The following is an 18,391-nucleotide window of genomic DNA, read 5'->3' as shown; positions in this document are numbered from 1 at the left end:
ATGCGAGTTAAAACTCAAAGCATCGGCAGGACGGGGCAACAGCCATTAAGCTTCGTGCCCCCATTTGCTTAACGAGGGGCTCCTGTCTAATGAGAGCCCCTGTCAGATCCAGATTCGCGATTGGTCGCGACGGAGAACCCGCATGAGTGAACACAACAACGGCCTTGGCCTCAGTCCTGCCGAAGCGGCCCTGCGCGATGCCGCGCTGGACTATCACCGTTTCCCCACGCGCGGCAAGATTGCCGTCACGCCGACCAAGGCCCTGTCCAATCAGCGCGACCTCTCCCTGGCCTATTCGCCGGGTGTGGCCTATCCGTGCCTGGACATTGAAAAAGACCCGACCCTGGCGGCCGAATACACCTCGCGGGGCAACCTCGTGGGCGTGGTCACCAACGGCACGGCGGTGCTGGGCCTGGGAGACATCGGCCCGCTGGCCGCCAAGCCGGTGATGGAAGGCAAGGGCTGCCTGTTCAAGAAATTTGCCGGCATTGACGTCTTCGACATCGAACTGGCCGAGCGCGATCCGGACAAGCTGGTGGACATCATTGCCGCCATGGAGCCGACGCTGGGCGGCATCAACCTGGAAGACATCAAGGCACCGGAGTGCTTCTACATCGAGAAGCAACTCAGCGCCCGCATGAACATCCCGGTCTTCCATGATGACCAGCATGGCACGGCCATCATCTCCAGCGCAGCGCTGCTCAACGGCCTGGAGCTGGTGGGCAAGGACATTGGTGCGGTCAAGGTGGCGGTGTCCGGCGCGGGCGCGGCGGCCATTGCCTGCCTGGATGTCATGGTGGGCCTGGGCGTCAAGCGCGAGCACATCTTTGTGGTGGACTCCAAGGGCGTCATCCAGACCGAGCGTGCGGATGCGGGCAAGCTGGACGAATCCAAGCGCCGTTACTGCCAGACCACCAGCGCCCGCACCCTGGCCGATGTGGTCAAGGATGCGGACGTCTTCCTGGGCTGCTCCGCAGCGGGCGTGCTCACGGGCGAGATGGTCGCCACCATGGCGCGCCAGCCCATCATCCTGGCGCTGGCCAATCCCGAACCGGAAATCCGTCCGGAACTGGCCAAGCAGGCCCGCCCGGACTGCATCATGGCCACGGGCCGTTCGGACTATCCCAACCAGGTCAACAACGTCCTGTGCTTCCCTTACATCTTCCGTGGGGCCCTGGACTGTGGCGCCACCAAGATCACGGAAGCCATGAAGCTGGCCTGCGTGCGCGAGATTGCCGCGCTGGCCAAGGCCGAAACGCCGCCGGAAGTGGCGGCCGCCTATGCCGGCCAGGAACTCGTCTTCGGGCAGGACTACATCATTCCCAAGCCCTTTGACAACCGGCTGATCCTGCGCATTGCGCCGGCCGTGGCCAAGGCGGCTGCCGAATCCGGTGTGGCCACCCGCCCGATCGAAGACATGGACGCCTACCGCGAGCACCTCTCGCGCTTTGTCTACCAGACCGGCATGTTCATGCGTCCGGTGTTTGCCTCGGCCAAGGCAGCCCCGGCGCGTGTCATCTATGCCGAAGGTGAAGACGAACGGGTGCTGCGCGCGGTGCAGGTGGCGCTGGACGAAGGTCTGGCCAAGCCCACCCTCATCGGCCGCCCCGAAGTCATCCAGATGCGTCTCCAGCGCGCCGGCCTGCGCCTGAAGCTGGGGGAGGACGTGGCCGTCATCGACCCTGAGAACGATGCCCGCTTCCGCCAGTACTGGGAGGCTTATCACCAGATCATGGGCCGGGAAGGCTTCACGCCGGAGATGTCCAAGTCGGCCGTGCGCCGCTCCAACACCACCATTGGTGCACTGGCCATCCACCTGGGCGATGCCGACGCGATGATCTGCGGCCTGGTGGGGCGTTTTGACTCGCACCTGGAGCACGTCAGCAACCTCATCGGCCTCAAGCCGGGCGTGCGCAACTTCGCCACCATGAATGCGCTGATGCTGGAACAGCGCACCCTGTTCATTGCTGACACCTTTGTCAACGACGACCCGGATGCCGAGCAACTGGCCGAAATCGCAGGCCAGGCGGTGGACGAACTGAAGCGCTTTGGCCTGCCGCCCAAGCTGGCCTTCCTCTCGCACTCCATGTTCGGTTCCAGCAAGCGGCCTTCGGCGGTGAAGATGCGCGAAGCCCGGGACCTCTTTGTGGAACAGCATCCCGACGTGGAATGCGACGGCGAAATGCACGGCGACGCGGCCCTCTCGGAAGATGTGCGCCACACCTTCCTGCCGGACAGCACCCTCAAGGGCGAAGCCAACCTACTGGTGCTGCCCACCCTGGATGCAGCCAACATCCTCTTCAACGTGCTGAAGATTGTGGGCGGCCAGGGCGTCACGGTTGGGCCGATCCTGTTGGGCGCTGCCCGCCCGGTCCACATCCTGACGCCCTCCGCCACCGTGCGCCGCATTGTCAACATGACGGCGCTGGCGGTGGTGGACGTCCAGGCGAGCCGCGGTTGAAGGGTCAGGGGGAACCGGTCTTGCCGTGTTCCCCCTGTTGGAAACCCGCTGGTAACCTTCGGGAACCCCTCGCCGACCCGGATGCGATCCATAATCGGCCGCTGTAACTAAATTTCAGACCGAGACAACGCCATGTTCCGCGCCACCAAGATCGTCGCCACCCTGGGTCCAGCATCGTCCTCACCGGAGGTGCTGGAGCGGATGATTCAGTCGGGCGTGGACGTTGTCCGCTTGAACTTCTCTCACGGCAAGGCGCAGGACCACATCGACCGTGCGCGGCTGGTGCGGGAAGCAGCGGCGCGTGCGGGCAAGGAAGTGGCCATCATGGCCGACCTGCAGGGGCCCAAGATCCGTGTGGGCAAGTTTGAGAACGGCAAGATCGAGCTGATCAACGGCACGCCGTTTGTGCTGGATGCCGACCGTACCGAACTGGGCAATGAACAGTGCGTGGGCCTGGACTACAAGGAACTGCCCCGTGACGTGAAGCCTGGCGACACCTTGCTGCTCAATGATGGCCTGCTGGTGCTGACGGTCGAATCGGTGCGTGGCTCGCAGGTGCACACCATCGTCAAGCAGGGCGGAGAGCTGTCCAACAACAAGGGCATCAACAAGCAGGGTGGGGGCCTGACGGCGCCGGCCCTGACGGCCAAGGACATGGAGGACATCAAAACGGCGATGTCTTTCCAGTGTGAATACCTGGCGGTCAGTTTTCCCAAGAATGCGACCGACATGGAAATGGCGCGGCAACTGGCCAATGTGGCGGGTGAGCGCTGGCGCCACAAGCCCGGAATGATTGCCAAGATCGAGCGCTACGAAGCCATTCCGCATCTGGAGGCCATCCTCAAGGCCAGTGACGGCATCATGGTGGCGCGTGGGGACCTGGCGGTGGAAGTGGGGCATGCGGCGGTGCCGGCCCTGCAAAAGCGGATGATCCGCATGGCGCTGGAGCTGGACAAGCTCTGCATTACCGCCACGCAGATGATGGAGTCGATGATCGTCAACCCGGTGCCTACGCGTGCCGAGGTGTCGGACGTGGCGAATGCGGTGCTGGATGGCACTGACGCGGTCATGCTGAGTGCGGAGACGGCGGCGGGCCGCTTCCCGGTGGAGACCATTGAGCAGATGGCCAGCATTGCGCTGGAGGCGGAGAACGCTGAATTCGTCAGCCTGGACACCGACTTTGCGAACCGCCAGTTTGGCCGCATTGACCAGTCGATTGCCATGGGTGCGTTGTTCACGGCGCACCACCTGGGCTGCAAGGCCATTGTGGCGCTGACCGAATCGGGATCGACGGCCCTGTGGATGAGCCGCCACCGCATCCATGTTCCGATCTACGCCCTGACCTCGCAGGTTCTCACCCACCGCAAGATGGCGCTGTACCGCAACGTCACGCCGGTGCTGATGCCCAATTTTGATGATCGAGACCAGGCGCTGAAGGCTGCGGAAGACCTGCTGGTGGCTCGGGGCATCCTGAAGCCGGGGGACACCTATGCCATTACCTGCGGCGAGCCCATGGGCTACCCCGGCGGCACGAACATGCTGAAGGTCTGCCGCGTCGGCTAAGCCACCTCCGCGCCTGGCGTCCCCACCCACCTAACCACCCAACCACCCAACCACCCACCTGCCTGCCTGACCGGCTTAGGGCCAGCCAATCATTCAAGTCGTGGCCGTCCCGCCCCCGCCCCCGACCCCGACCCCGACCTGCGTACCTCGATGTGGGCTGTCGGGGTGCTGGGGGGACTGGGGGAGGTACTGGGTGGGAGTGGAAGCGGGATGGGAGCGGGCGGCGGGGAGTGTGGGAGGAGCCGAGGAGCGGAGGGAGTCGGGGAGCGCGCGGAGCGCGCATCAATGACTAGCGAGAGGGACCGGCTGTTTGAGCGGAGCGAGCCGAAGGTGAGCGAAGCGAGTTGGGCCCGCCCCGACTCCTGAGCACCGCAGGGGAGTCTTGAGGGCGGGGCCCTCAAGACCTCCGGACTCACTCCCCGCCGCCCGCTCCCATCCTGCTTCTGCGCTCTGCCTCCCGCATGCGGGATCGAGCCGCGAGCCCCGAACCCCTCAAGCGCTCCTGACTGCCTGTACCAATGCTGCGACTCTCGGAGCCATATTGAGCGGCACGAGATCCACCTCCTGATGCGCCCGCGCGAAAACCCGAAACAGCTCATCCGCGAACGCATGTCCGACGTCCTCGACGCCGGTGAAGTCGATTTCGACGCGTTTGAACTGTGGCAGGCGGGTGGCGACGCGCCGAGCCTGTGCGCGGGAATCGAGCATTTGGCCTGGCCCGACGACGAGCTGAAGCAACACCCGGGTCTGATCGAAGGTGATGCCGCTGCCGTCGATGCTCCACTGCCCGAGCACTTGTTCCAGCGTGCGGGAGGTATCCAGCGCCACGGCCATGTAGATGGAGCTGCCTTGCCTGGGCAACCCGCGTCCTGGCTGCCACGCGTTGCCTTCCCAGGCTCGCCGCTGAAAGGCCTTCCCGTTCGCATGAATATCGAACACATCGGCCAACTGCGAACTGAAGAACAACCCGCGCCCGGTGTGCGCCTGGGGTTGTGTTGTCAACCGACCCTTGCTCAGTTCCAGCATCGCATGCTGGGCATCCGTCAGCTCATAGGTCCCGCAGATTTTCTCGAACACCCCGCAGCCATCGTCCGACACCAACAACTGCGCATGACGCGGTGTCTGGCGGAGCGACACCGTCACGCTGGTGCCGCCGCTGTGATCAATCGCGTTGTTCACCAACTCGGTGAAGGCATGCTGCACCATCCGCTGCACATGTTTCGGGAACTCAAAATGGGGCGCGAAATCCCGCTGCCAGGCCACATCCTCCTGCAACTGGTGCAGCGTGAAACTGCGCACCACCTGCCGAAGCGCACCTGGGGAGTACACCGGCCGACGGCTGGTACCGCTGCGCACCAGCCACTGCGCGTCCACCAGCCGCTTCAAGGCGGCCAACGCGGCCCGACGGCTGGCGCCGGTGCGTTCCTCCACGTGGGAGGCCAGATCCAGCCCATGTTCGTGGGCGGCGGCGGTGATCCACAGCGTCAGCTGGTCCAGCACAAGACGGGTCATGAAACTCCAGGGGTTACAGCGGCAGCGGGGAGGGTACCGCTTGCACGGCACCGGCATGCCAAGGCACGAAGTTTGCTCACTTCCGCCTCAGCGGTGCCCATGCCCGCCCATCTGGCCCCCACCCTGGCTCCACGTCCTCAAGGGTACCGGCCGCCCTGCTTGGTGTGCAAGCGAACAGACCCCCAAGCCAGGCGCCCGATGCCCCCACCGGCCTGCAGCACTTGTTTGGGGGGCGTTACAGGTCTCGACACATGGGCTGGCTAGAATCGTTGCAGTTACGGCGTGGTTACATCGCCTGTTCTGTGCGAGCCTGCCCCCCAAGAATTTTTCACTTCTCCGGAGAACCTTCATGGCACTCGTCTCGATGCGCCAACTGCTGGACCATGCCGCTGAACAGGGCTATGGCATTCCCGCGTTCAACGTCAACAACCTGGAGCAGGTCCAGGCCGTCATGGCTGCGGCCGACGAGGTCAATGCCCCCGTCATCCTGCAAGCCAGCGCGGGCGCCCGCAAATATGCCGGCGAAAGCTTCATCAAGCACCTGATCCAGGCGGCGGTGGAAGCGTATCCCCACATCCCCCTGGTCATGCACCAGGATCACGGCCAGACCCCGGCCATCTGCCAGGGCGCCATCGACCTCGGCTTCAGCTCCGTCATGATGGACGGCTCCCTGATGCCCGACGGCAAGACCCCTGCTTCGTTCGACTACAACATCGAAGTCACCCGCCAGGTCGTGCAACTGTCCCACCGCGTCGGTGTGACGGTGGAAGGTGAACTGGGCTGCCTCGGTTCACTCGAAACCGGCATGGCCGGCGAAGAAGACGGCATCGGTGCCGAAGGCGTGCTGGACCATGCCGCCCTGCTGACCGACCCTGAAGAAGCCGCCCAGTTCGTCAAGGCCACCGGCCTGGACGCCCTGGCCATTGCCATCGGCACCAGCCACGGCGCTTACAAGTTCACCCGCAAGCCCACCGGGGACATCCTGGCCATCAGCCGCGTCAAGGACATCCACGCCCGCATCCCCAATACCCACCTGGTGATGCACGGCTCGTCCAGCGTCCCGCAGGAACTGCTGGAGCTCATCCGCCAGTACGGCGGCAACATGAAGGAAACCTACGGCGTGCCGGTGGAAGAGATCCAGGAAGCCATCAAGTTCGGCGTCCGCAAGATCAACATCGACACCGACATCCGCCTGGCCATGACCGGCGCCGTGCGCAAGTTCCTGCACGAAAATCCCGAGAAGTTTGACGCCCGCGAATGGCTCAAGCCGGCCCGTGAAGCGGCCAAGCTGGTCTGCAAGCAACGTTATGTCGAATTCGGCTGCGAAGGGCAGGCCGGCAAGATCAAGCCGCGCAGCCTGGTGGACACCGCCAAGGCCTACGCCAACGGCGAACTGGCCCAGGTGGTCCAGTAAACCGGCCGGGGAGGGCGCCACCGCGTGGCACACCTGTTTGCCTACGGCTCGCTGATGTGGGCCGACATCATGGCCCGGGTCTGCGGACCCGACGCCACGCCGGCCCATCCCCCGCAACCCGCCCGGCTCTCGGACCACGCCCGCCATCCAGTGCGCGGGCAGGACTATCCTGGTCTGCGGCCCCACACCGGAACGGAGGTCTCCGGCTGCGTCTACATCGACCTGCCGGAGGCCGCCTGGCCTCGCCTCGACGCCTTCGAGGGCAGTGATTACCAGCGCAGCGAAGTTCTCATCACCGGGCCCGACGGCGTGCCGCTACGGGCCTGGACCTACCTCTTCAAAGCCGACCGGGCCCATCTCCTGGACCCGGGCGACTGGGATGAAGCCCGCTTTGAGCGCGAAGGCAAGGCCCGTTTCGTCACGCGTTACGCCGGATTCGGCACGGACACAGAACTTCCCTAGAATCCCGAAGTTCCCCCGCACCCGTCCCGCACTGCCCCGTGCGTACCGTCCATGACTGCCGCCCTGCACACCTCCTCCATCACATCCCTTCCCCTCATCGCGCGCGGCAAGGTGCGCGAGAACTATGCCGTGGGGGAGGACCGCATCCTCATGATCGCGTCGGACCGCATCTCGGCCTTCGACGTCATCATGAACGAGCCGATCCCGGGCAAGGGCGCGCTGCTCACCCAGATGGCGCTCTTCTGGTTCGACAAGCTCGACGGCATCGTCCCCAACCACCTCACCGGTGACGACCCGCTCTCCGTGGTCACCCCGGCCGAACAAGACCAGGTTCGTGGCCGCGCCATGCTGGTCAAGCGCCTCAAGCCGCTGCCCATCGAGGCCGTGGTGCGTGGCTACCTCGCAGGCAGTGGCTGGTCCGAATACAAGGCCAGCGGCACCGTCTGCGGCGTGCAACTGCCGCCCGGCCTGCACAATGCCAGCAAGCTGCCCGAGCCCATTTTCACGCCTGCCACCAAGGCCGACATGGGCGACCACGATGAGAACATCGACTTCGAGCGCTGCGCCAGCATCATCGGCCGCGACATGGCCGAGCGCGTGCGTGACATCGCCATCCAGCTCTACCGCCGTGCGGCCGACTATGCCCTCACCAAGGGCATCATCATTGCCGACACCAAGTTTGAATTCGGCCTCGATGCCGACGGCACCCTGACGCTGATGGACGAGGTGCTCACGCCCGACTCCTCCCGCTACTGGCCCGCCGAAAGTTATGCCGTCGGCAGCAACCCGCCCAGCTACGACAAGCAATTCCTGCGCGACTGGCTGGAACAGGCCACCGTGGACAGTCAACCCTGGGGCAAGGTGGCTCCGCCGCCGACCCTGCCGGCCGAGGTCATTGCCAACACTTCCGCGAAGTACCAGGAAGCGCTGGAACGGCTGACGCGCTGAGACCGGCCCCGCCATGGAAGACCCGACACACGGCTCCGGCGCGTCGCCCGCGACGCCCAAGTCCCGGCTGTTCAAGCAACTGGACCAGCAAGTGGCGTCCGCGCCATCGCCCATGGCCTCGGTGGGCCCGCGTGCCCGCCGCGCCATGCAGCTGGCCCGCCACGGCGCGCTGACCGAAGCCCGCGAAGCGCTGACGCTGCTCCATCAGCTGTCCTTCCAGCATCCGCATGCCGACATCGGCGCCTGGTTGCACCTGTCCGAAGGCCTGATGGCCTACTACAACGGCTTCTCGCTACAGCCGGCACAGGAGCGCATCCAGCGCGCCTATGCCATTGCCTCCACCCATCCCGGCCTGGAAGAGGTGCAGGTGCTGGCGGATGCCTGGCTGGCGCAGCTGGCCTTTGTGCGGCATGAACTGGATGGGCTCATCACCCATGCGCGCCGCTGCCTGGCGCTGGCACGCCCCGACGAAGACCATGGCGCCCTGGCTCGCCTGAGCATGGCGCTGGGCGTGTCCTGGCACTTCACGGGGGACGGGGAAACGGCACAGCGCTGGTACCAGCGCGCCCGCCTGCATGCTGCCGCAGAAGGCGACGACACCACCCTCTCGGCGCTCATGTACAACATGGCCGCCATGCGGGTGGCGCAGCTGCGCCGTGACAGCCTGGCCGGCAAGGTGCGGGTGCAGGAGATGCTGCTGAGCGTGGACTCCATCGGCCACTATGACGCTGCCGTGGGCGCCGCCATGATGAACGAGCTGACACCCGTGCTGCGTGCGCAGGTGCTCACCGTGGAAGGCCGCTTCGAAGAGGCCCGCACCTTGTATGAGCAGCACCTGCCGCAGGCCATGTCACTGGGGCTGGAGCGGCTCGGCAGCAGCCTGCTCTCGGACGTGGCCTGGTGCCGCGCCAACAGCGGCCAGCAGGACCTGGCCTTGCGTCAGGCCCGCGAGGCCGAAGTGGAGCTGGACCCCAGCTGCGATCTGGACGACCGCGCCATCACCCACAGCCGCCTGGCGCAGGTGTTCGGTCTGCTTGGTGAAACCGCCGACGCCCAGCGGCATGAAGCCCTGGCTGCGCAGGTGTGGGCTCAGTTTGCCACCCACCAGCAGCATTGGCGGCAGGCGCTGGTACAGAGTGGCTTGACCGGCTGATCCGGCGCATCACTGCTGAGTCCTATTGCGGCAACCAGCACAACGCGCGGGCTGGCACGGCCAGCCGCACCGTCTGCCCGGTGGCGGGGAGGGTCGCCTGATGGTCACACCACGCCGTCATCACACCCGCGCAGGCCTGCGCGGGACCCGTTGACGGCATGAACTCGAGCGCCACGCGCTGCTGGCCCCAATAGGCCGCCTGAAGGGTGCCGTGCAGTTGCAAGGCATCCTCCGGCCACGGCGCGTCAGCGGCCACCACCTGCATCGCTTCAATCGGGGCCAGCCAATGGCCCCGGTCGCGCTGCCAGCCCCCTGGCAATCGCGTTGCATCGAACCGGTTGAACACGCCCAGGAAATCCGCCACCGCCACACTCGCGGGTGCCCGCCACAGGTCCCTCGGCGAGGCGCATTGTGCAATCCGGCCATTCAGCATCACCGCCACCCGGTCCGCCAGTTCAAAGGCCTCTTCGCGGTCGTGGGTGACGATCAGGCAGCTCTGGTCCAGGCTGCGCTGCAACTGCCGGAACTGTCGCCGCAGCGGCAGTCGGAAATGCTCATCCAGCGCTGAAAACGGCTCATCCATCAGTAGCAGCCGGGGCTGGGTCGCCAAGGCCCGCGCCAAGGCCACCCGCTGGCGCTGACCGCCCGACAAGGCCGCCGGCAGCCGCCCCGCCAGCGATTGCAGATCGATCATGGCCAGCAGCGTCTGGAGACGGGCTTGCGCCGCATCTGGCGCCATGCCACGCGCCTTCATGCCGAAGAGAATGTTCTCGCGCACGCTCAGATTCGGAAACAGCGCGTAGTGCTGGAACATCATGCCGATGTCCCGCGCCTGTGGCGGCAGCCGGCCGACCTCCCGGCCCGCCATGTGCAGATGCCCGCTATCCAGCGGCTGCAGCCCCGCGATGGCCCGCAGCAAGGTGGTCTTGCCGCAGCCTGACGGCCCCAGCAGCACCACGCTTTCACCCCGTGCCACCGTCAGCGCCACATCCTCCAGAACCCAGCGCCCCCCCAGGGCCAGGCGCGCGTCCGTCACGTCCAGCTGCGCCTCCCAGCGTCCCTCCAAGGGCGCCTCCAACGGGGCGGAAGGGCCAGAATGACGAGGAGGCGCCGGGTGGGCCTCGCGGTGGGGAAGCAAAGGGGAGGTCGTCATCACTTTGAATGTGCAGAAGCGCCGGCTGCCTGGCGCCAGGCATTCATCAGCCCGGCCAGCGCCATCAGGGCCGCCATGCCCACCAGCGTCAGCACCATCAGTGCGGCAGCCTGATGGCCATTGACGTTTCGCAGGCTGTTCATCAAGGGTTGCAGCAGTTCCTGCTCGCCACCCAACAACAGATTTGCAATGGCGAACTCCATGGCGGCGCTCACCCAGGCCAGCATCAACGCCGCCAGCAGGCTGGGGGCCAGCAAGGGCAGCAGCACCTGCCGGAGCACCTGGCCGTCACTGGCGCCGAGCGTTCTCCCTGCCTCGATCAGGGATGCGGCCTGGAGTTGATGCAGGGCTGACTGCAGGGTCTTGTGGACCAGCGGGAACAGGGTCGGCGCCACCACGGCCACATACACCAACGGCAACGGCAACGGCAACGGCGACCACTGTCCCCAGCGCCCGACAAACAGCTCCAGGGCGCTGATGGCCATGACCACCGGCGCGATGGCAAACGGCAGCAAGGCCGCTGCATCCAGCAGGCGGACCAGCCCGCCACGGCGGTGTTCGCGTTCCAATTGGGTGGACAACACCGCCGGCAACGTCGCCAGTGCGCCACACACCAGCGCCAGCACGGCGCTGCACAAGGCCAACCCGGCGGTTCGCGCTGCTGCGGCCTGCACACGAGGGTTCCGCACGGCGTCGCTCAGCCACTCCAGCGTCGGTGATTCCGGCCACCAGTGGCGGTCCCATCGCTCGCTCATGGCATACAGCAGCAGCGTGGCCATGGGCACAAGCACCAGCCCCGCCAGCACCAGCAAGGCCAGCGAGGAGAACTTCCAAACCCCGCGCTGGCGCATGCGGCCCCCCGTGTCGGGCTGATTCACGCGATTCATGAGGTCCGCCTCAAGCACGCGGCCACCCATCGGCTCGCTCCCAGCATCACTGCCATCATCAGGAACAGCACCAGCCCCAGCACGGCAGACAACTCCGGCTGCGCAAAGATGTCGCCAGTCACCAGCGAGGCGATCCGCACCGCCAGCACATGAGCGGCGGTGCCGGCGAGGGCAAACGGCGTGGCAAACGCCGCTGCGGCATTGGCAAACAAGAGGCCGAAGGTCTCCACCAGACTGGGCAACAGCAAGGGCAGCCCCACCTGGCGCCAGAACCGCCAGGGCGAAGCGCCCAGCGTGGCAGCAGCCTCCGCCAGCGACCCTTCCATCAAGCGTACCGGCGCCATCAGCAGCAGCACCGCCAGTGGCGCCTGGAAGCACACATAGGCCAGCAGCAGGCCGCCCAGTCCCTGCAGGTCCGGTCCCAGTGTCAGGCCCAGGGCCTGGCCGGCCAGTGTGACCGCCCCTTGTGAGCCGAACAGCAACAACAGCGCCATGGCCAGCGGAACACCGGACAGGTTCGCACCCAGGCTCGCCAGGCCGCTCACCCATCGCTCCCCACGGGGATGCTGCTGCAACGCAATGGCCGCGCCCAGGCCGATCAGGAGCCCGACCAGGGCCGAGGTGCAGGACAGCCACCAGGTGTTCCAGGCGGCCTGGAGGTAATAGCCGTCCGACGTGAGATCCGCGAAGGCGCATCCGCCCGGTTGCGTGATGCAGTCCGACAGCAGCCCGGCGGTCCGCCAGACAAAGGGCAGCACCAGGGCACCGCCCATCAGCAGCATCAGCGGCAGAGCCCATCCCCAGGCCGAGCGGCGACTGAACCTCATGCGCGGAAGGCCTTCATCGAGTCCGGCGGCGTCAGGCCCAGTTGCATCAGCACCCAGGCGGCGATCTCGGTCTGGCGCTTGGGCAACGGGGGGCGCAACGCTGGGGGGGCGGCACGGTGACTCTTGTCATCCGCTCGACTCGCCGCCTCTGCGCCACGCCCATCAACCGCTGTAGCCGCTGTATCCGCTATACCCGCAGCGCCATCAGCATCCGCATCACCCGCTGCATCGGACGCACCCGCCGCACTCGCCGCGGCGACACCACCCACACCACCCGCCGCTCCGGCGTCATGAGGCACCCAGATCAACGGCACCTCGCGCTCCACACTCAGCGGACCTCCGTGCATGCGGTCTGCATTCATCCCGTGGTCACTGGTCAGCAGCAGGTCATACCCGGCGGCATGCCAGCGTGGCAGGTATTGGGCGAGCAGCATGTCCAGCTTGCGCGCGCTCATGGCATAAGCCGTGGATTCGCCGCCATGCACATGCCCGGCCAGATCCGGCCCCATCGGGTGTACAAACAGCAGCGAGGGCGCATGCGTGCTGCGCAGAGACTCTGCATCGGCCAGCAGATGGCTGTCCGGATAGTCGTCTTCCCAATACCAGCGGGCGCCCACGATCCCGGTGCCGGCCGGCAGTGCGTCGCGATGGCGGGTCGGATCAAACACCTCCCCGCTCAGCAGTTCGTAGAACCAGTGATAGGCCGCCACGGCGCTGCGCAGGCCCTGCGCCTGCAGCACCTGGAACAGATGACGCGGCAATGCCTGCCCCACCTGCCCCGCGTGCCCATTGCCCAGAATCCCATGCGCCAGCGGAGGCTCACCATTGAGCAGCGTCGCATACAGCGGCCGCGACAGGCTGGGCATTTCGCAACGCAGCTCCGCCCATTGCGCGCGCCCGGCGTCGTGCAGAGCATGCAGATAACCCATGTAATCCCGCGCCGTATCGGCTCGCAAGCCGTCCGCCAGCAGCATCACCAGCCGACGGCCGCTCTGCAGGCCGCTATGAGGGGCGCCATGAAGGGCGCTATCAGTGGCGCTATGAGTGGCGCTATCAGGCGCGCCATGAAGGTCCCTATGAAGACCGCCATCCAGGTCGCTCAGAAGCCGACTTGAGTCGGGCAGCCCTTCCGACCCCGTGCTGGCCGACACCGCAGGCCTCATCGCGAGCCTCGCCGCAGCCATCACTGCGGGCATCCCTGCGGGCCCCACAGCGGGCCTCACCGCGCCGCTCCCAGCACCTCGCGCTGCCAGGCGCGCGGCAGCTTCTTGACCTCTTCGGTCCAGAGGGCCGGCTTCAGCGCCTGGGCGCGCGCGTACTGCGATTCGGGCAACAACTCGGTTTTCAGATCGGCCGGCAGGCTCAACTGGCCGATGCGGATGGGGCGTGCATGCCCGCGCGCCAGGTGCAACTGGCCCGCATCACTGAAGATGAACTCCCGTGCCAGCATCGCCGCATTCGGATGCGGGGCCCAACGGTTCAGCAGCGTGGTGTAGCCGCTGGTCACCGATCCGTCGGAGGGAATCAGCACCTCATAGTCGGCGGCATTGGGCAAACGCGCCCGGTAGCTCAGCGCATTGAAGTCCCACAGCAGGAACACGTCCGCCTCGGCGCGTTCCATCAGCGCCGGGCTCGCATTGACGTTGAGCAGGCGGCGATCGGCCGCCAGCCTGCCAAAGGCCGACAGCGCCGGCGCCAGTCGGGTTTCAGCACCGCCCAGGGCCAGCGCGGCCGCCAGTACGGCCGCATTGGATTGCGCCGCCCGGCCCACTTCACCAATCAGCACCCGGAACGAACCGGCGAACAGGGCCTGCCAACTGCGCGGCACGTCCCGCACCCGTCGGCGATTCACCGCGAAGGCGATGGTGCCGGTGTAGGCGAGAGCCCAATGGCCGTCGGCATCCTTTGCCCAGTCCGGCACCTGTGCCCACACCGTCGGCTTGTAGGGGCGGGTGATGCCACGAGCCTTGGCAATCGGGCCGAACTCAAAACCCACGTCGCCGATGTCGGCGCTGGCGTTGGTCCGTTCCGCTTCCATCTTGGCAATCTCTTCCGCACTGCTCATGTCGGTGTCGACATGCACCAGCCCATACAGCCGCTGCAGATCCGCCCAGACCGCGCGCCAGTTGGCCCAGTCGTCCGGCATGCCCAGGCTGTGGATGCGGCCTTCGCGGCGCGCTCCGGCGATCAGGTCCTGCACCGAAGGCTGTCCGGCGGGATTGGCCTGCGCCTGCAGGGCCGCGACGGGCATGCTGCCCAGCAGCGCGGACCCGGCCTGCAGCAGGCGGCGGCGTGACAGCGGCGCCCTCATGATGAGGCTCCCGAGGCTCCCGAGGCCGCCGCGGTGGGGGCGGCCATTTCAGCAGTCTTCCCAGCGGGCAGCCGCAGCGTCGACACGGCCACCGTCTGCGTCACCTTCGGCACGCCCTGCGCGTCGCACAACGAGAAGCGCAGCAGCGTGTCGTCGCCGCTGGCCTCGATGTCCAGCAGACCAAAATTGCAGGCGGCGATCACCTCGGACCGGCGATTCCGGTTGGGCGTGGGAATGTTCCAGACCTCGGTCAGGCCACTGGACGTGGCATCCCACAATGGATACGCACCCGGCACCTCCAGGCGCGACATCTCCGCGTAATGCATGTCGCCGCTGATGAACACGACACCCTCTGCGCCGGTCTCCTGAATCAACCGGGTCAGCCGTTCCCGCTCATGCGGGAAATTGGCCCAGCATTCCCAGCCGCTGCCTTCGGCGGCGAACTGCACGCTGGACCCGATCAGCCGCACATCGGCCGGCTCCCGCAGGCAGGCTTCCAGCCACTGCCACTGAGCCTCGCCCAGCATCGTGGCGGTGGGCGAGGGGTCCGGCACATACCAGCCGGTCATGGGCTGACCACTCAGCTTGGCGCGCAGCACCATGGCGCCATAACTGGACTTGAGCTTGGGGTCGGTGGTCAGCGCACTGCGGTTGAAGCGCAGGTCCGGCAAGATCACCTGGACACGGCGGCCGGCCACTTCATACCGATAGCTCGCATAAACGCCGGCCTGGCGGCGGCGCGGCGAGTCGGCCGGCTCCTGCCAGGCATCACAGAACAACTGCTGGGACAGGCGCTTGAGCGGGTAGTCGCCGCCTTCGTCGTCGTCGCCATAGTCGTGGTCGTCCCAGATGGCGATGTGCGGCGTCTGCCGCCGGAAGGCCTGCAGCGGCTCCACCGCCATGAACTCCGCATAACGCTGGCGCAGTGTGGCCTCGTCGCGGGCATCGGCATAGAGGTTGTCGCCCAGGAAGATGAACAGGTCCGGCTGCGCGGCGCCAATCGCCTGCCAGATCGGCTGCGGTTTGGTCTGCCGGGCGCAGGAACCAAAGGCGATCCGCATGCGCTTGGGAGGAACCGCTGCGGGGTCCGCAGCGCCGCTGCCGGGCTGTGGGGCTGCCGATGTGGCCGGTCCCGCCAGGGCCTGACCCACCGCAGCCAGTGGCCCGGCCGCCAGCGAGCCCGCCACCATCAGCTGGCGGCGGGTCAAGGAGGCGCTTGAATCCGGCGTGGAAGGCGCCACAGCGCCCTCCGCGCCTCTGGGGAGAGGCGTGCCGTCCATGGTCAGAACTTGCCGGTCAGCGTCACAAACACCTGGCGGGGGGCGCCCGGCAGCAGCGTGGCGTAGGTGCCGGACGGATCACTGTTGGTGAAGCCGTTGCTGCCGATGGTCGAGATGTAGTGCTTGTCCAGCAGGTTGTTCACCCCACCTTGCAGGCTGATCTCGCGCAGCATGCCCACGTTCTTCATGCGATAGCCGGCCGTCAGATTGACCAGGGTACGGTCCGGCACCGAGTTGTCGTTGGTGTAGGTGTAGTAGCGCTTGGACAGGTAGTCCAGACCCAGCGTGCCGAACAGCGCGCCGTCGTCATAGCCCAGTTGCGACTTGAACATGGTGTCGGGGGCATCCACCACCCGCTTGCCCTGGATGGCCACCACCACGTTGTTGCTGACCACGTTGTCGCGGTACTCCGCCTTGGACAGGCTCACGCTGTTGTACCAGCTCACCGTGCTGCTCAGGCGGAAGGACAAGGAGCCTTCAATGCCAGTGGCGCGCACGTCACCCACGTTGGACAGCACCACCGGGTTGCCCTGGATGCCGGAGCCCTGCTGCACGCTCAGCAGACGGTCGTGGAAGTTGACCAGGTAGGCGCTGACCGAGCCTTCATAACCACGACCGCTGGTGCGCCAGCCCGCTTCATAGGTGTCCGAGGTTTCCGGCTTGAGCGAGCCCTTGATGGCATCGAACCCGGCGGCGGTGGTGGCGTAGGGCGAGGTGCCGGTGGCAGCGGCCTGGTAGGCACGCATGTTGCGGGCCACGGTGGCATACAGCTCGTTGGTGTCGGAGAGACGCCAGTTCACACCCAGCTGCGGCAGGAAGCCCTTCTTGGCGGTGATCTTGCCGGAGGGCATGCCGGTGCCCTTTTCCAGCACGCCGTCGGTGGCCACCCGCAGTGACTTGAAGCCCGCGCCCAGCGTCAGGTCCTTGGCCACCGTCCAGGTGTCCGACAGAGACAACTGCGACGTCTTCGTATTGAAGGCGTATTGCCACTGCGTCAGGAAGGGGTTGCTCGGGAACTCATAGACGCTGGGGATCGACGCCGCGCTGGTGGCATAGAAATGGCGCGCCTGGTCGAAGTCGTTGTCCTCGAACCAGACACCGGCCTTCAGCAGGTGATCACCCAGCTCCATTTCTGCATTCGACACCACGCCCCAGCGATGGATGCTGTATTCCGTGGTGCGCAGCGAAATCGGCGTGCCATCCGGAGACGCCTGATAGGGGGTGAACCACAGGCCGGCCCCCTTGTTGTGGTGATAGTAGGCCGTGGTCTTCCAGGTGGTGTGATCCGCCAGGCGCAGGTCCAGGGACACGCCGCCCAGTTCGTCATTGCGAAGGCCGGCGCCCGCATAGTAGGCGTCGTCACAGGCCGCCACATAGGTGCTGCCGTTGGCGCCGCACAGGGTGTTGGCGGCCTTCACGGCAGCCCCGAAATCCGGGTAGAAGTTGTCCCAGGTGTCACCCTTGCTTTGAATCAGGGCCAGCGACATGTCCTGGTAGTCGACCTCTTTGCGGCGCGAGGTGTTCAGGAAGGCGGACACCCGGCTGTCGCCGATGGCGCGGGTCCACTTCAGGTTCCACTGCTCCTGACGCTGCTCGCCGTGGCCCTTCCACTTGTCGGTGTTCTGGTTGGTGTAGCTGATGTAGGCCTGGCCGAAGGCGGTGTTGCCGCTGTCCAGGCGCAGGAAGGTGCGGCGGTCCGAGTCGCTGCCCACCGTTTGCGACACGCGGGCGCCGAACTGGTCCAAGGGGTCGGACGAATAGAACTGCAGCGTGCCGCCCAGGTTGCTGGAGGACGCGGCTTCCAGGGCACCTGCGCCCTGCGACAACGAGGCGCGGCCCATGTTCTCGCTGGAGATGGCGCGACTGATGTGCAGACCGTTGAAGTTGCCATAAGACATGTCGCCCAGCGGCACGTCGTCCAGGGTGAAGCCCACCTGGTTCTGGGAGAAGCTGCGCACGGTGAAGCGCGTGGACCATTCATAGTTGCCCAGGCCGTCGGCCGCCTGGAAGTTCACGCCGGGCAGGCGCGACAGGGTCTGCAGCGGGCTGGTGCCGGCCGGCGCGTTCTCGAATTCGCTCTGGCTCAGGCTTTGCACCGAGCGCAGCATGCCGCGCCCGACATTGACGGTCACACGGTCCAGCTCGGTGGCGGCTTTGCTGTCGGCGCTACTGGTGCTGTCGGTCGATTGGGCGGCAACAGGCCAGGCATGGAGCAGTCCCAGGGCGAGGACCAGGGCGGTGGGCATCAGCGGATGTTTCATGGGTCGTTCTCGGTGATGGAGTGGAGCGATGAAGGAGGACTTCGGCCGGCCCGGACCGGCGTGTCGCTGCGCACTGTCACAAACACACAAGACAACACAACGACAACACTGAAAACACAGGCTGCCGCTGGAAATCCACAACATCACAGAAAAATCCTC

General features: G+C 66.2%; 14 protein-coding genes. 6 read left to right on the top strand and 8 right to left on the bottom strand.

Features of this window, described 5'->3' with window-relative positions; genetic code table 11:
• The first annotated feature begins 142 nt into the window (after positions 1 to 142).
• Both OU995_RS02265 and pyk read left to right on the top strand, forming a co-directional pair.
• On the top strand, positions 143 to 2,461 hold the full coding sequence (locus tag OU995_RS02265; RefSeq protein ID WP_267833724.1) for an NADP-dependent malic enzyme: 2,319 nt from the start codon (positions 143 to 145) through the stop codon (positions 2,459 to 2,461).
• A gap of 132 nt (positions 2,462 to 2,593) precedes the next feature.
• Entirely contained in the window at positions 2,594 to 4,024 is a 1,431-nt protein-coding gene (pyk, locus tag OU995_RS02260) for a pyruvate kinase (protein WP_267833723.1), read from the top strand.
• A 492-nt stretch (positions 4,025 to 4,516) separates the two neighbouring features.
• On the opposite strand, the gene OU995_RS02255 is transcribed toward pyk, so the two are convergent.
• Complete coding sequence (locus OU995_RS02255; protein WP_267833722.1) at positions 4,517 to 5,536, bottom strand: STAS-like domain-containing protein; 1,020 nt, start codon at positions 5,534 to 5,536, stop codon at positions 4,517 to 4,519.
• Positions 5,537 to 5,885: 349 nt separating this feature from the next.
• Here OU995_RS02255 and fba point away from each other — a divergent pair, with 349 nt between their 5' ends.
• Genes fba through OU995_RS02235 form a run of 4 tightly spaced genes read left to right on the top strand, consistent with a single transcriptional unit; the run spans position 5,886 to position 9,513 of the window.
• Positions 5,886 to 6,950 carry a class II fructose-bisphosphate aldolase gene (fba, locus tag OU995_RS02250; protein ID WP_267833721.1) on the top strand — a complete coding sequence of 355 codons (1,065 nt, stop codon included), beginning with the start codon at positions 5,886 to 5,888 and terminating at the stop codon, positions 6,948 to 6,950.
• A gap of 24 nt (positions 6,951 to 6,974) precedes the next feature.
• Positions 6,975 to 7,412 carry a gamma-glutamylcyclotransferase family protein gene (locus tag OU995_RS02245; protein ID WP_267833720.1) on the top strand — a complete coding sequence of 146 codons (438 nt, stop codon included), beginning with the start codon at positions 6,975 to 6,977 and terminating at the stop codon, positions 7,410 to 7,412.
• A 51-nt stretch (positions 7,413 to 7,463) separates the two neighbouring features.
• Positions 7,464 to 8,360: a phosphoribosylaminoimidazolesuccinocarboxamide synthase gene (locus tag OU995_RS02240; RefSeq protein WP_267833718.1), complete on the top strand. Its 897-nt coding sequence runs from the start codon at positions 7,464 to 7,466 to the stop codon at positions 8,358 to 8,360.
• A 13-nt stretch (positions 8,361 to 8,373) separates the two neighbouring features.
• Positions 8,374 to 9,513 carry a hypothetical protein gene (locus OU995_RS02235; protein ID WP_267833717.1) on the top strand — a complete coding sequence of 380 codons (1,140 nt, stop codon included), beginning with the start codon at positions 8,374 to 8,376 and terminating at the stop codon, positions 9,511 to 9,513.
• A gap of 22 nt (positions 9,514 to 9,535) precedes the next feature.
• On the opposite strand, the gene OU995_RS02230 is transcribed toward OU995_RS02235, so the two are convergent.
• The 7 genes from OU995_RS02230 to OU995_RS02200 all read right to left on the bottom strand — a co-directional run bounded on the left by OU995_RS02230 (position 9,536) and on the right by OU995_RS02200 (position 18,232).
• On the bottom strand, positions 9,536 to 10,579 hold the full coding sequence (locus tag OU995_RS02230; protein WP_267833716.1) for an ABC transporter ATP-binding protein: 1,044 nt from the start codon (positions 10,577 to 10,579) through the stop codon (positions 9,536 to 9,538).
• A gap of 86 nt (positions 10,580 to 10,665) precedes the next feature.
• Positions 10,666 to 11,553 (bottom strand): ABC transporter permease subunit, encoded by an 888-nt coding sequence (locus tag OU995_RS02225; RefSeq protein WP_267833715.1) that lies wholly within the window; start codon positions 11,551 to 11,553, stop codon positions 10,666 to 10,668.
• Positions 11,550 to 12,380 carry an ABC transporter permease gene (locus OU995_RS02220; RefSeq protein ID WP_267833714.1) on the bottom strand — a complete coding sequence of 277 codons (831 nt, stop codon included), beginning with the start codon at positions 12,378 to 12,380 and terminating at the stop codon, positions 11,550 to 11,552. Before OU995_RS02220 ends, OU995_RS02225 begins: the two co-directional genes overlap by 4 nt.
• The gene (locus OU995_RS02215; RefSeq protein ID WP_267833713.1) at positions 12,377 to 13,354 is read right to left on the bottom strand and encodes an alkaline phosphatase family protein; all 978 of its coding nucleotides are present in this window, start codon (positions 13,352 to 13,354) and stop codon (positions 12,377 to 12,379) included. Before OU995_RS02215 ends, OU995_RS02220 begins: the two co-directional genes overlap by 4 nt.
• Before the next feature lie 245 nt (positions 13,355 to 13,599).
• Positions 13,600 to 14,691, bottom strand: a complete 1,092-nt coding sequence (locus OU995_RS02210) for an ABC transporter substrate-binding protein (RefSeq protein WP_267833712.1) — start codon at positions 14,689 to 14,691, stop codon at positions 13,600 to 13,602.
• Positions 14,688 to 15,899 (bottom strand): alkaline phosphatase D family protein, encoded by a 1,212-nt coding sequence (locus OU995_RS02205; protein ID WP_267833711.1) that lies wholly within the window; start codon positions 15,897 to 15,899, stop codon positions 14,688 to 14,690. Before OU995_RS02205 ends, OU995_RS02210 begins: the two co-directional genes overlap by 4 nt.
• Before the next feature lie 74 nt (positions 15,900 to 15,973).
• The gene (locus OU995_RS02200; RefSeq protein ID WP_267833710.1) at positions 15,974 to 18,232 is read right to left on the bottom strand and encodes a TonB-dependent receptor; all 2,259 of its coding nucleotides are present in this window, start codon (positions 18,230 to 18,232) and stop codon (positions 15,974 to 15,976) included.
• Between the last annotated feature and the right edge of the window lie 159 nt (positions 18,233 to 18,391).

It is taken from the genome of Roseateles sp. SL47 (assembly GCF_026625885.1).
GTDB lineage: Bacteria > Pseudomonadota > Gammaproteobacteria > Burkholderiales > Burkholderiaceae_C > Roseateles.
The sequence above is the reverse complement of the archived record's forward strand: the minus strand, read 5'-3'. Positions and strand labels throughout refer to the sequence as shown.

Bases quoted from the DNA above. Each gene is read 5' to 3' on its own strand.
- OU995_RS02210 (WP_267833712.1), bottom strand. From the start codon at position 14,691: ATGAGGGCGCCGCTGTCACGCCGCCGCCTGCTGCAGGCCGGGTCCGCG.
- OU995_RS02235 (WP_267833717.1), top strand. From the start codon at position 8,374: ATGGAAGACCCGACACACGGCTCCGGCGCGTCGCCCGCGACGCCCAAG.
- fba (WP_267833721.1), top strand. From the start codon at position 5,886: ATGGCACTCGTCTCGATGCGCCAACTGCTGGACCATGCCGCTGAACAG.
- OU995_RS02225 (WP_267833715.1), bottom strand. From the start codon at position 11,553: ATGAATCGCGTGAATCAGCCCGACACGGGGGGCCGCATGCGCCAGCGC.
- OU995_RS02240 (WP_267833718.1), top strand. From the start codon at position 7,464: ATGACTGCCGCCCTGCACACCTCCTCCATCACATCCCTTCCCCTCATC.
- OU995_RS02265 (WP_267833724.1), top strand. From the start codon at position 143: ATGAGTGAACACAACAACGGCCTTGGCCTCAGTCCTGCCGAAGCGGCC.
- OU995_RS02220 (WP_267833714.1), bottom strand. From the start codon at position 12,380: ATGAGGTTCAGTCGCCGCTCGGCCTGGGGATGGGCTCTGCCGCTGATG.
- OU995_RS02255 (WP_267833722.1), bottom strand. From the start codon at position 5,536: ATGACCCGTCTTGTGCTGGACCAGCTGACGCTGTGGATCACCGCCGCC.
- OU995_RS02200 (WP_267833710.1), bottom strand. From the start codon at position 18,232: ATGAAACATCCGCTGATGCCCACCGCCCTGGTCCTCGCCCTGGGACTG.
- pyk (WP_267833723.1), top strand. From the start codon at position 2,594: ATGTTCCGCGCCACCAAGATCGTCGCCACCCTGGGTCCAGCATCGTCC.
- OU995_RS02215 (WP_267833713.1), bottom strand. From the start codon at position 13,354: ATGCTGCTGGCGGACGGCTTGCGAGCCGATACGGCGCGGGATTACATG.